The organism is Bradyrhizobium sp. HKCCYLRH3099 (assembly GCF_051167855.1).
Taxonomy (GTDB): domain Bacteria; phylum Pseudomonadota; class Alphaproteobacteria; order Rhizobiales; family Xanthobacteraceae; genus Bradyrhizobium.
The window spans coordinates 162105-173576 of sequence record NZ_JBNPTW010000016.1 but is presented as its reverse complement, the minus strand read 5'-3'; the positions used below and the strand labels follow the sequence as shown (position 1 = coordinate 173576).

At 66.1% G+C, this 11472-nt stretch carries 11 protein-coding genes; 7 read left to right on the top strand and 4 right to left on the bottom strand.

Annotated elements, in window-relative coordinates; all coding sequences use genetic code 11:
• Nucleotides 1-78: 78 nt before the first annotated feature.
• Nucleotides 79-1245, bottom strand: a complete 1167-nt coding sequence (locus tag ACQR1Y_RS26190; protein WP_434877006.1) for a hypothetical protein — start codon at nt 1243-1245, stop codon at nt 79-81.
• The gene (locus tag ACQR1Y_RS26185) at nt 1242-1943 is read right to left on the bottom strand and encodes a FecR family protein (protein ID WP_434877005.1); all 702 of its coding nucleotides are present in this window, start codon (nt 1941-1943) and stop codon (nt 1242-1244) included. The genes ACQR1Y_RS26190 and ACQR1Y_RS26185 overlap by 4 nt, the downstream gene beginning before the upstream one ends.
• A gap of 132 nt (nt 1944-2075) precedes the next feature.
• On the opposite strand from ACQR1Y_RS26185, the gene ACQR1Y_RS26180 reads away from it, so the two are divergent.
• Both ACQR1Y_RS26180 and ACQR1Y_RS26175 read left to right on the top strand, forming a co-directional pair.
• Nucleotides 2076-3410, top strand: coding sequence for a glycosyltransferase family 39 protein (locus ACQR1Y_RS26180; RefSeq protein ID WP_434877004.1), 1335 nt, complete (start codon nt 2076-2078; stop codon nt 3408-3410).
• A gap of 114 nt (nt 3411-3524) precedes the next feature.
• Entirely contained in the window at nt 3525-5123 is a 1599-nt protein-coding gene (locus ACQR1Y_RS26175) for a response regulator (protein WP_434877003.1), read from the top strand.
• Between the two features lie 3 nt (nt 5124-5126).
• Here the strand turns inward: ACQR1Y_RS26175 and ACQR1Y_RS26170 are convergent, their stop codons facing one another.
• Nucleotides 5127-5774, bottom strand: a complete 648-nt coding sequence (locus ACQR1Y_RS26170) for an OmpA family protein (RefSeq protein ID WP_434877002.1) — start codon at nt 5772-5774, stop codon at nt 5127-5129.
• Between the two features lie 373 nt (nt 5775-6147).
• Between ACQR1Y_RS26170 and ACQR1Y_RS26165 the strand changes: the two genes are divergently transcribed.
• From ACQR1Y_RS26165 to ACQR1Y_RS26150, 4 genes are all read left to right on the top strand, one after another.
• Entirely contained in the window at nt 6148-6378 is a 231-nt protein-coding gene (locus tag ACQR1Y_RS26165) for a hypothetical protein (RefSeq protein ID WP_434857149.1), read from the top strand.
• Nucleotides 6379-6439: 61 nt separating this feature from the next.
• Complete coding sequence (locus ACQR1Y_RS26160; RefSeq protein ID WP_434877001.1) at nt 6440-7606, top strand: winged helix-turn-helix domain-containing protein; 1167 nt, start codon at nt 6440-6442, stop codon at nt 7604-7606.
• Nucleotides 7607-7731: 125 nt separating this feature from the next.
• Entirely contained in the window at nt 7732-8289 is a 558-nt protein-coding gene (locus ACQR1Y_RS26155) for a TetR/AcrR family transcriptional regulator (protein ID WP_434877000.1), read from the top strand.
• Nucleotides 8290-8338: 49 nt separating this feature from the next.
• Nucleotides 8339-9301: an alpha/beta fold hydrolase gene (locus ACQR1Y_RS26150; RefSeq protein WP_434876999.1), complete on the top strand. Its 963-nt coding sequence runs from the start codon at nt 8339-8341 to the stop codon at nt 9299-9301.
• 222 nt (nt 9302-9523) lie between these two features.
• Here ACQR1Y_RS26150 and ACQR1Y_RS26145 read toward each other — a convergent pair whose 3' ends face one another.
• Nucleotides 9524-9988, bottom strand: coding sequence for a DUF2809 domain-containing protein (locus tag ACQR1Y_RS26145; protein WP_434876998.1), 465 nt, complete (start codon nt 9986-9988; stop codon nt 9524-9526).
• A gap of 128 nt (nt 9989-10116) precedes the next feature.
• On the opposite strand from ACQR1Y_RS26145, the gene ACQR1Y_RS26140 reads away from it, so the two are divergent.
• Nucleotides 10117-11448, top strand: coding sequence for an MFS transporter (locus ACQR1Y_RS26140; protein ID WP_434876997.1), 1332 nt, complete (start codon nt 10117-10119; stop codon nt 11446-11448).
• Nucleotides 11449-11472: the final 24 nt, after the last annotated feature.

Genomic DNA, 11472 nt, shown 5'->3' with positions numbered 1-11472 from the left:
GCCGGAAGGGTCAAGCAGACCCGGCAGCAGGTCGATCATGAAGAATTGAAGGGGCAGCCGGCCGGCCCGATGACGCGGCTAGTAGTGAATGCGCAGGCCGATGCCGCCGTGCATGGTGTTGCCGACCGGCTGCGGGCCGAGCGTGCCGTTGACGAAGAGGTCGGCGACCCAGCCCTTCTGCAGGCGGAAGCCGAGCCGGCCGCCAACTTCGAACCAGCCCTGGTTGCCCATGGTGGGCGTCACCGTGCCGGTGCCGGTCACGGTGGCGACGATGCCGGAGCGCGTGGCGAAGGACTGCACGTAGCCGCCATTGATGTTGGCCTCGATGCTCGTGCCGAACAGATGCGTCCACTGGCCGCCGATCTTGACGAGGCTGGTGCGGTCGGTGCCGCCGGCGATCGACGCGTCGAACGGATTGAAGGCGGCGGCGGGATCGCGATAGCCGGCGACGTGCTGCCAGAGCTGCCACAATTCGACCGAGGCGGCGAGCTCGTCGCGCGGCGACATCCGGCTGATCCAGCCGGCGCGGCCGTAGACCGCATAGTTCGAGGCCGTCGTCGTGCCGTCGACCGTGACATTGCCGAGGCTGGTTGCGTAGCTGCGGCCGTAGCGCACCTTCTCATAGGGCGTCAGGATGGTGCCGATGTCGAAGAACGGCCGCGACGCGCCCCAGTCGGTGACATCGTAGCGCAGCGCGAAGGCGCCGATCGGCGCCGAGGTCACGTGGTAGCCGTTCTCGTTGTAATGGGTGTAGGCGAGGCCGGCGAGCAAAGCGAGATTGTTGGTCAACTGCTTGCGGCCATGAATGCCGGCCGAGAACGAGCCGGCCGAGCCGAACGCGCTGACGCAATCGTTGCAATTGACCTGCTCGTTCACCCCCAGCAGCACCAGGCCGAGCACGCGGTTCGTGATCATCTGGTTGAAGCGCTGGTCCGCGAGACCATTGATGGCGGCCGCGCTGTTGCCCGCGCCCGTGGGGGTCGGCGTCGGTGTCGGTGACACCGAAGGTGACGGCGTCGGCGTCGATGTCGGGCTGGGCGTCGGGGTTGGTGTCGGTGTCGCGGTGGGAGACGGCGAGGGCGAGGGTGAAGGCGAGGGTGTCGGGCACGCCGCCGCGGCGGCGAAGTTGTCGACGCCGCAGCTCTGCGCCGCGGCGGGCGCCGCCTGCAGCACGAGCGCGAGCGCACCGCCGGCCAGGGCGAGCAGCAAAGATGTGAGCCGGCCCGCGCGCATCCGCATCGTCATCGCCCGCACAGAATGCCGGTGAAGTCCTGCGGCGGCGCGTTGCTGGCGAGATCGGTCACCGTGCACAGGCCCGAGGTCGAGCCGCAGGTCGCCGCGAAGCTCCAGGACGGATTGCTGGTCTTCTTGATCGAACTCCGGCCATTGCCGGTGGCGGTAATGATCGCGGTGTCGCCCGGCTGGGTCAGCTCGAGGCATTGAAAGGTGAGGGTGCAGACGCGCGAGGCGCCCTCCTGCAGCACGACCATGGTCTGGCCGCGTTGCGACCTGATGTCGAGAATGGTGCCGCGGACGCCGATCGTGGCGAGCGGCGTGTTGATCTTGTAGGCGGCCTTCTCCGAATGACCGGTGACGAAGCGGAACGCGCCGGTGCCGAGCCGGATCGCGATGTCGCGATAGCTGGTCTCGTCATTGAACACGGTGCGGTCGAGCGTCAGGCTGGCATTGGCGCCGAGCGAGAGATTGGTGCTGTCGATCATGACGAGGCGCGCGGCGCTGTCGGCACCGGTCCGCACCGTCTCGTTGCGCACCACGCCGTCGCCGACATTGATCGGGCTCGTCGACGCGCCGGCGATGCGCAGCACATCCTTCTGCACCAGCACCGCCTCGCCGATGCGCGTGTCGGCACAGGCGCCGCTCGCGGCTCCCAGCAGGGCGGCGACGGACAGCGCAGCAACACATGTTCGGCGACGCAGATTCATATCCACACCGAAGATCGTTCCCGAGCCAATCTAGCTGAAGACGATTGGCCAGGTTGTTGTAAAATGGACACAAGTTTGCCTCGATGCGTCGATGGTGTTTAGTTGCACAGCCAACCGGATTAGTTCATTCGCATGCGCGTGAAGGGTGCCGTTGCCGATCGTGACGACGATGAGGACGCGGTCGATGCTGCGCCGGAGGGCGCGCTGTCGGCCCGCCGCTCCGCGCTGACGGCGCTCCTGATCTTCTTCGTCGCCCATGTCGTGCTCATGGTGGGGCTAGCGTCGCCGGCAAAATTCGTCTTCGACGAGGTGCATTACGTGCCGGCGGCGCGGCAGATGCTGGGGCTGGCGCCGGCAAACCCGCAGCTCAACCCGATGCATCCGCCGCTCGCCAAGGAGCTGATCGCGCTGTCGATCAGGACGTTCGGCGACAATGCCTTCGCGTGGCGTTATCCAAGCACCGTTCTCGGCGGCCTCTCCGTCGCCGCGGTCTATCTGTGCGGTCTCGCGCTGTTCGCGGCGCAGGGACCGGCGATCGCGGCGGCGCTGCTCGCCTTCGTCAATCAGATGCTGTTCGTCCAGGCGCGCACGGCGATGCTCGACATCGGCGCGCTCGCCTTCAGCCTGCTCGCGATCGCCGCGTTCCTGTTCGCCTACCGGCAGCGACGGCCGCAAGCTCTGTTTGCGCTCAGCGGAGCGCTGTTCGGTTTGTCGATCGCCTGCAAATGGAGCGGCCTGTTCCCGCTGCTGACGGCGCTGCTCATCGTCGGCCTGATCAAGCTGCTGCAGCGCTGGCAGGCGTCGTTCGGCGATGCCGCGGAAACCGACTGGTATCAGCCGGAGCAATGGCCCGGATTGGGCTGGACGCAGATCGGGCTGTGCTTCGGCGCCGCGCCGCTGCTCTGCTATCTCGCGACCTTCGTTCCGTTGCATGGTCTGTCGGTCATGGCCATCTTCGAAGCGCAGCGGCGCATCTTCGCCGACAGCGTCACCACGGCGATCGCCGGCCACACCTATATGAGCGCCTGGCCGAGCTGGCCGTTCCTGGTCCGGCCGGTCTGGTTCCTGTTCGACAAGGTGAGCGACAACAGCATCGCCGCCGTGGTGCTGCTCGGCAATCCCCTGGTGCTGTGGCCTGCGCTGCCGGCGCTTGCGATCTGCCTGCGGGATTTCATCGCTTCGCGAAGCGCGACGGCGTTCCTGATTCTGGCGTTCTATCTCGGCTGCTATCTGCCCTGGGCGCTGCTGCCGCGCGCGCTGAGCTTTCTCTACTACTATCTGCCGTCGGCGACGCTCGCGAGCCTCGCGCTGGTCCATGTGCTGTTGCGCGCACCGCGCTGGGCGCTGTGGGCCTATACCGCGGTCGCGGTCGCAGGCTTCCTCGCGCTGCTGCCGGTCAGCGCGGCGTTCCTGGGAACGACGATGCAGACGTTCACGCGGCTGATGCTGTTCCAGAGCTGGATCTGAGCCCTCATCGGAACGTGAGTTCCCTTGGGTTCCCGCCGTCTGTTGCTTGACGAGACCATCCCCCGCAGCCAGTTTCGCTCTGCTTCGCGAGAAGCGTTGGGGGAGCAAGGCTCAATGTTGGGATTGCTGCAGCGGCTGCTCGATTCGTCGAGTCTGTCTCCGCACGGGATTTGTCTGCTCTGGGAACCCGAGCTGATCTGGCTGCATGTCGCGTCCGATGCCGTGATCGCCGCGGCCTATTTCTCCATTCCGGTGGTACTGACGCTGTTCGTGCTGAAGCGGCGGGATGTCGATTTCGGGTTCCTGTTCTGGGCGTTCGCGCTGTTCATCATGGCCTGCGGCGTCACCCATGTGCTGTCGATCGTCACGCTCTGGGTTCCGATCTACGGCATCGAAGGTCTGGTCAAGGCCATGACCGCGCTGGCCTCTATCCTCACCGCCGGCATCCTGTGGCCGCTGCTGCCCAAGCTCCTGGCGATCCCGTCGCCGGCGCAGCTGCGCGCCGCCGAGGCGGCGCTGGTCGTCGAGAGCCGGCAGCGGCGCGAGGCCGAGGAAATGCTGCGCCACGCGCAGAAGATGGAAGCGGTCGGCCAACTGACCGGCGGCGTCGCGCATGACTTCAACAACCTGCTCACCATCATCAGCGGCAACCTGGAAATCGCCGAGCGCAGCCTGCAGGCGCAGGGCGAAGCCGCCCGCGACCGCCTCGCGCGCGCCATCGCGCATGCTGCGAATGGGGCTCAGCGCGCCGCGACCTTGACGCAGCGGCTGCTCGCCTTCGCCCGCCGCCAGCCGCTCGATCCGCGGCTGACCAACGTCAACAGGCTGCTCGCGGGCATGTCCGATTTCTTCCGGCGGACCCTGGGCGAGACGATCAGCGTGGAGGTGGTCGAAAGCGCCGGGCTGTGGCAGGTCGAGGTCGATCCGAGCCAGATGGAGGCCGCGATCCTCAACCTCGTCGTCAACGCCAATGACGCGATGCAGGGCCAGGGCAAGCTGACGATCGAGACCTCGAACAGCTTCATCGACGAGGCCTATGCGCGGCAGCACGCCGACGTCCGGGTCGGCCAATACGTCCTGATCGCGATCACCGACTCCGGCGTCGGCATGCCGCGCGAGGTCGTGGAGAAGGCGTTCGATCCGTTCTTCACCACCAAGGAACCGGGGCAGGGCACCGGCCTCGGGCTGAGTCAGGTCTACGGCTTCGTGAAACAGTCCGGCGGCCACGTGAACATCTACAGCGAGGTCGGCGAGGGGACGACGGTGAAGATCTATCTGCCGCGCGCGCATGCCGCCGCCGTCGAGGCGCCGGACAACCGTGCTGCGGTCGTCGGCAGTCGCGGCAGCGAGACCGTGCTCGTGGTCGAGGACGAGCCCGAGGTGCGCAGCTACATCGCCGAGACCCTGGCCGAACTCGGCTATGCCGTGCATGAGGCGCCCGATGGTCCGGCGGCGCTGGCGCTGCTGGCGCGCGAGCCGCTGGACGTCGATCTGCTGCTCACCGACATCGTGATGCCCGGCATGAACGGGCGGCAGCTGGCGGATGATCTGCGCGTCACGCGCCCGACGCTGAAGGTGCTGTTCATGACCGGCTATTCGCGCAACGCCATCGTCCATCAGGGGCGATTGGATCCGGGCGTTGCGCTGCTTCAGAAGCCGCTCAGCCGGGCGATGCTCAGCACCAAGATCCGCGAGGTGCTGGACACGCCGTGATCATTACTTCGCCGCTGCGGTCTTGGTGTCCATGTTGACGACCTGGACGCGACGATTCAGCGGATCGGCCGGGTTCGCGGTGTCCTTCAGCTTGGTCTTGCCATAGCCGACGGTGACGAGGTCCTGGCCTGTGAGGCCGTATTTGTCGACCAGAAAGCGCTTGATGGTGTCGGCGCGGCGCTCGGAGAGATCCTGGTTGAAGCTCTCGCTGCCGATGCCGTCGGTGTGACCGGCGACGACGAAGGTCGAGCCCTTGAGGTTCGGATCCGACAGCGCCTTGCCGAGCTCCTGCACCGCCTGCATCGAGGCCTTGCTGATCTCGGCCGAGTTGTAGTCGAACTGGATCTCGAGATCGATCTTCGGCTTGGTTGCGGCGAGTTCCGCGATCTGCTCGCGCTCGCCGAGCGACAGCGAACGCGTCTTGCGATTGCGGACGCTGTCGAGCAGGGCGGCCTGCTTGGCCTGGGTCGCCGGATCGACCTGCGGCGCCTGCGTGGTCGACAGGCTGCGGGTCGCCGATTTCGGCTTGAGCGCGTTCAGGATCTGGTCGGCGGAGACCGCCTCGCCGGCGAGCGCCGCGCCCACGCTCATCGTCAACACGGCGGAAAACGCCGCCGCCCGAACTGCAAAACGTCCATAAAACGGGGTCATCGTCGTATCCTCGGGGTCTTCATGACCTATGGCCATTGGATGCGCCGACAGTAGAACCGGTTCAAAGCATCGGAATGTGATCGAGATCACGTAGCGCGGGAGGAACCCGGCGACCGATGCTGCCCATGCGGCTGCGAGGTTGTCGCAATGCAATCGGCCCTCGGCCGGTCTGCGAACAACAAATCGGCCAGATGCGGTTCTACCGGATATCCATCGCCGGAAAAAAATCGCAAACGAGAAGGAGCGACGCGGGCCAGCGGCGAATTGAGTGAAGAAGCGTGAACAGAAAAGCATAGCCGTGTTCAACTCATCACAGAGGCGCGACTACACGTCCCGAACGAGCCCCCCGGACTCGTCGGGATCCTCCGGTTCCATGTCGACGCTGATCGGGGCAACCATCATTGCGGCCTCGATCCTGCTGTCGACCCTGATCTCCGCCGTCGGCAATCGCTATGTCGGTCTGGAAAGTCCGTCGGAGGATACGGCCTGGCTCGTCGACCGCCTGACCGGCCGCGTCTACAAGTGTCACGCGCCGGACGCCGGCCGCGCCAGCTGCAAGACCGAGATCGCCACCGGCAGCATTCCGGACAAGCCCAAGCAATAGGTTGGACGGCGGCGGATTGCCGTTGCGCCGATGCGGGCGAATCTCGCACGATTGCGCCGTCATGCCGTCCGTTCCCCTCCCGCTCTCGAAGACCACCGCGCGACGGCTCTGGCTGCGCGCCCAGCGCCTCGATCAGGAGGCGCCGTTCGGTGCCGGTGCCGAAGCCGTCGCGGCCGCCGTCGCGCATCTCGGCTACGTGCAGATCGACACCATCAATGTGATCGAGCGCTGTCACCACCACATCCTGTTCAGCCGCATCCCGGCCTATCGGCGCGCCGATCTCACGCAGGCGCAGAGCGCGGAGAAGACGGTCTTCGAGTATTGGACGCATGCGCTGTCCTACGTTCCGGTGCAGGACTTCCGCTATTTCGTGCCCGCCATGCGGCGCTATCGCCGCGAGGGGCATCGCTGGCTGCAGACGGTGAAGCCGGAGGACAGCCGCAAGGTGATGCGGCTGATCCGGCAGGGCGGGGCCCTGACGATCCGCGACATCGACGACGACGAGCTGCGCGAGAAGGACCACGCCTGGGCGAGCCGCAAGCCGTCGAAGCGCGCGCTGCAGCTCGGCTTCTACGAGGGCGTGCTGACGGTCGCTGGCCGCGACGGCATGCTCAAGACCTATGATCTCACGACGCGGCATTTCGGCTGGAACCGGCTGCCGAAGGGCGCGACCGAGCGCGAGATCGCGGCCTATCTGCTCGATCGCGGCCTGCGTGCGCAGGGCGTCGTCAGCCTGGATTCGCTGTGCCATCTCAATGCGCCGCGCAAGGCGGATGTGCGCCGGGTGATCGATCAGCGCGTCCGGCGCGGTGAGCTCGTTCCCGTCGCGCTGGAGAGCGCCGGCAGGCACGAGCATTGGGCGGCGCCGACCGCTCTGGAGGAGGCGATCGCGATCGACCCTGCGCGCGTGCACATCCTGTCGCCGTTCGATCCGCTGATCATCCAGCGCAAGCGGACGCAGGCGATCTTCGACTATGACCACCGCTTCGAGGCCTATGTGCCGAAGGACAAGCGGCTATTCGGCTACTTTGCGCTACCCGTGCTGGTCGGCGAGGAGATCGTCGCGGCGCTCGATTTGAAGACCGACCGGCAGAACGGCAAGCTGCTGATGCAGAAATGGAGCTGGGTCGGCCAGGGCAAGGCGGCGCGCGGCGACCATCGCAAGGCGCTGAAGCGGACCATCGAGGACGAACTGCACCGGTTCCAGCGGTTTCAGCTGGGAGACTGACCTTGTGTCCGACGGGCGATCGGCGGGCTTGATTTGGAAACGAATGTTTCCTAAAATAGGGCATGACGAAGCCGCAGACGAATTCATCAGAGCGCCGCGGGCCAGGCCGGCCGCGCGAGTTCGACATGGATACCGCCCTCGGCAAGGCGCTGGTGGTGTTCAGCGAGCGTGGCTACCACGGCGCCTCGCTGGCGGAATTGCGGGCTGCGATGAAGCTTGCCACCGGCAGCCTCTACAAGGCCTTCGCGGACAAGAGCGCGATTTTCCTGGCGACGCTGGACTACTACATCGCGCGCCGCGACCGGCAGCTGCGCGAGCGGCTCGATGCGCAACACCGCGGCCGCGACAAGCTGGAGGCCTTGCTGGCATTCTATGCGGACTCCGCCAGCGACAGCGAGGGCCGGCGCGGCTGCCTGGTCGTGACCAGCGCCACCGAGCTCGCCACCTTGGATGCGGAAGCCGCGGCCAAGGTCCGCAATTCGCTGCGCCGGGTCGAGACCCTGTTGCGCGACCTGATCAGGCTCGGTCAGGCCGACGGATCGATCCGGCCGGATCTCGATGCTGAGGTCGCGGCGGGGGCTCTGTTCTGCGTCATCCAGGGCCTGCGGGTGGTCGGCAAGACCGGACGCGCCAAGAGCGAGATGACGAAGGTGGCAAAACAAGCCGCGGCCCTGTTCGCGTGATGTTGCGCGAAATTAGGAAACGTTTGTTCTATAATAAAGAGGGTGATCCATGTCGGAATTGATGAACGCCGTTTCTGTCCAACGTCCGTCGCGGCTGGTCGCGGCTGAACCATTCGCGCGCGATGACGCCGCGTTGCCCGGCTTCACGCACCGGTTCGCGACCGTTGACGGCCTCAGGCTGCACTATGTCAGTGGTGGCCGGCCGGATGGCGAGGTCGTGGTGCTGCTGGCCGGTTTTCCGCAGAGCTGGTTTGCTTGGCGCAAGGTCATGCCGCTGCTGGGCGCGCGTTATCGCGTCATTGCGATCGACTTTCCAGGGCAGGGCGACTCGGACCGGCCGGCGGATGGCTACGACACCCAGACGCTCGCCACGTCAGTGCATCGCCTGCTGCAGCAGCTTGGCGTCACCAGCCATCATCTCGCCGGGCACGACATTGGCGCGTGGGTGGCCTATCCCTACGCGGCACTGTTCGAAGATGCGGTGCAAAGCCTGGCGCTGCTGGATGCCGGCATTCCCGGCGTGACCTTGCCCGAGGCGTTGCCGTACGCGCCGGACCGCGCGTGGCGCACTTGGCACTTCGCGTTCCACGTCGTCGCGGACCTTCCGGAGATGCTGATTGAGGGCCGCGAGCGCGATTATCTCGCCTGGTTTCTGCGCCGCAAGGGCGCCAATCCCGAAGCATTCTCTGAGGGCGATCTCGACGAATACGCGCGCGTGCTGACCAAGGCCGGCGGCCTGCGCGCGGGACTTGGCTATTATCGTGCGGCCGTAGTGTCGGCGGATCAGAACCGCGAGCTGAAAGCCAAAGGCAAACTGAAGCCGCCGGTGCTGGCGGTCGGCGCCGACCAGGGATCGATCGTCGACATGGCCGCGCCGCTCAGGCAGGTCGCCGAGCGCGTCGATGGCATCACGATCGGCTCGTGCGGCCACTACATCCCGGAAGAGCAGCCGGCCGTCCTGGCGGAGGAACTGATGGCTTTCTTCAGCCGCGCGGGTGCCAATTCGAACTGAGATCTCAGCCGGCATGGAGCCTCGCCCCAGGCAACCTAAGCCGTGCTGGGCGATCGCATTTGGACGGCAGTTTTGCGCTCGTCCATCTCCACGTCGTCATGGCCGGGCTCGTCCCGGCCATCCACGTCATCCGGTATATTGGGAACGACGTGGATGCCCGGGCCTTCGCCGCGCCGAAGCGGCTTCGGCCGCGCAGGCGGGACAAGCCCGGGCATGACGGAGTTACGAATTGGCAGCATCTTTCGCCGTGCTGTTAGGCCGAGGAGACCGCAACGCGATCCGATCGATCGCTATGCCGATCAGGATGCCGATCGCATAGGCGGCGATGTTCCACAGCGAGAAGATGCGACCGAGCAGCAGCGCGCCGGCCAGCGTCAGGCGGAAGCTGTCGAGCCAGGGCGTATGGATCAACCGGCTCGCCTCGACGATCACGGCGAGGGCGAGCGCGAGACCACCGATCTGCCGCCACGACCTCAGCGGCAGCAGCGCGACCAGGAGCATGTACACCATCGTCGCCCAAAGGATGGAACCGCCGTATTTGACGACGAAGGCGGGAAGACCGAGGCCCAGGCCGTAGAAGCGCAAAGCGAGGCCTAGCGCGATCACGACGAAGGCCACCACCAGGGCAAACGCTGCGCGGCGGCGCGCATCGGGGCGGCTCGGACGATCGGGATATGCGGACGTCATGCGTGCGCGGCGCCCCCGCGATGCGGCGGAAGGCCGTGGAATATCTGGTTTTCCGATTGACTTGCCACGACCGATGCTCAACACCGCCATCAACTATCAAATTCTGCAATGCTCCCGGGAGGAGATCGATGAGTTCGTCAACCATTCGTCCGGCCGCGTCTGGCCGGTCCGATATCGAGGCCGCCACCATCCGCGCCATTTCGTGGCGGCTGATTCCGTTCCTGGTGCTCGCCTATTTCTTCTCCTATCTCGACCGCGTCAATCTCGGCTTCGCCGCGCTGACGATGAACGCCGAGCTGAAATTCTCGCCGCTGGTGTTCGCCTGGGGCGCCGGCATCTTCTTCATCGGCTATTTCATCTTCGAGGTGCCGAGCAATCTGGCGCTGGAGAAGTTCGGCGCCAGCCGCTGGATCGCCCGCATCATGGTGACCTGGGGCATCATTTCGGCGCTGATGGCGCTGGTGTCCGGTCCGTGGAGCTTCTACGTCCTGCGCTTCCTGCTCGGTGTCGCCGAGGCCGGCTTCTTTCCGGGCATCATCCTCTATCTCACCTATTGGTACCCGGCGCAGTATCGCGCGCGCTTCCTCGCCGCCTTCGCGGTCGCCGTGCCGGTCTCCACCGTGATCGGCGCGCCGGTGTCGGGCCTGCTGCTTGGCCTGCACGGGTGGATGGGGCTGCAGGGCTGGCAGTGGCTGTTCATCATCGAAGGCATCCCGTCGATCATCCTCGGTGTCGTCACCTGGTTCTATCTGACCGACCGGCCGGAGCACGCGACCTGGCTGTCGGCGGAGCAGAAGGCCTGGCTCGCGGCCAGGCTCGAGGCGGAGACCGCGGCCAAGCAGGCGGCGGGGCACATGACGCTTGGCGAGGCGCTGTCGTCGCCGAAGGTGATCGTGCTCAGCCTGATCTATTTCGGCTTCGTCGGCGCGCTCTACGGCATGCAGTTCTGGCTGCCGCAGATCGTCAAGGCGTTCGGCCTGACCAATACGCAGACCGGCTTCGTCACCGCGGTCCCCTATGCGTTCGGCACCGTCGCGATGATCCTGTGGGCGCGTCATTCGGATGCGACGCGCGAGCGCGTCGTGCATGTCGGCGCGCCGATGATCCTGATCGCGATTGCGCTGGCGGCATCGAGCCAGATCGGCGATCCGAAGCTGACCATGGTCGCGCTGACCTTCGCCGCGATCGGCGTGTTCTGCGTGTTCGGCGTGTTCTGGACATTGCCGACGGCGTGGCTGTCGGGCACGGCTGCCGCCGGCGCGATCGCGCTGATCAACTCGATCGGCAATCTCGCCGGCTTCGGCGGTCCCTATCTGGTCGGCTGGATCAAGGACACGACGGGCTCGACCACGCATGGCCTGCTCGCGCTGTCGGCGCTACCGCTGATGGCCGGTCTGCTCGTGTTCTTCGGCGGCCATGAGAGCAAGGTGGAGTTCGCCGGCCAGGCGCCGGCGGAGTGAGCGCGTTGCGGTGATCCGCACTGC

Excerpts from the sequence above, each read along its gene's own strand:
- ACQR1Y_RS26190 (WP_434877006.1), bottom strand. The coding sequence starts at position 1,245 with ATGACGATGCGGATGCGCGCGGGCCGGCTCACATCTTTGCTGCTCGCC.
- ACQR1Y_RS26145 (WP_434876998.1), bottom strand. The coding sequence starts at position 9,988 with ATGACGTCCGCATATCCCGATCGTCCGAGCCGCCCCGATGCGCGCCGC.
- ACQR1Y_RS26165 (WP_434857149.1), top strand. The coding sequence starts at position 6,148 with ATGTCGACGCTGATCGGGGCAACCATCATTGCGGCCTCGATCCTGCTG.
- ACQR1Y_RS26185 (WP_434877005.1), bottom strand. The coding sequence starts at position 1,943 with ATGAATCTGCGTCGCCGAACATGTGTTGCTGCGCTGTCCGTCGCCGCC.
- ACQR1Y_RS26155 (WP_434877000.1), top strand. The coding sequence starts at position 7,732 with ATGGATACCGCCCTCGGCAAGGCGCTGGTGGTGTTCAGCGAGCGTGGC.
- ACQR1Y_RS26140 (WP_434876997.1), top strand. The coding sequence starts at position 10,117 with ATGAGTTCGTCAACCATTCGTCCGGCCGCGTCTGGCCGGTCCGATATC.
- ACQR1Y_RS26180 (WP_434877004.1), top strand. The coding sequence starts at position 2,076 with ATGCGCGTGAAGGGTGCCGTTGCCGATCGTGACGACGATGAGGACGCG.
- ACQR1Y_RS26175 (WP_434877003.1), top strand. The coding sequence starts at position 3,525 with ATGTTGGGATTGCTGCAGCGGCTGCTCGATTCGTCGAGTCTGTCTCCG.
- ACQR1Y_RS26150 (WP_434876999.1), top strand. The coding sequence starts at position 8,339 with ATGTCGGAATTGATGAACGCCGTTTCTGTCCAACGTCCGTCGCGGCTG.
- ACQR1Y_RS26170 (WP_434877002.1), bottom strand. The coding sequence starts at position 5,774 with ATGACCCCGTTTTATGGACGTTTTGCAGTTCGGGCGGCGGCGTTTTCC.
- ACQR1Y_RS26160 (WP_434877001.1), top strand. The coding sequence starts at position 6,440 with ATGCCGTCCGTTCCCCTCCCGCTCTCGAAGACCACCGCGCGACGGCTC.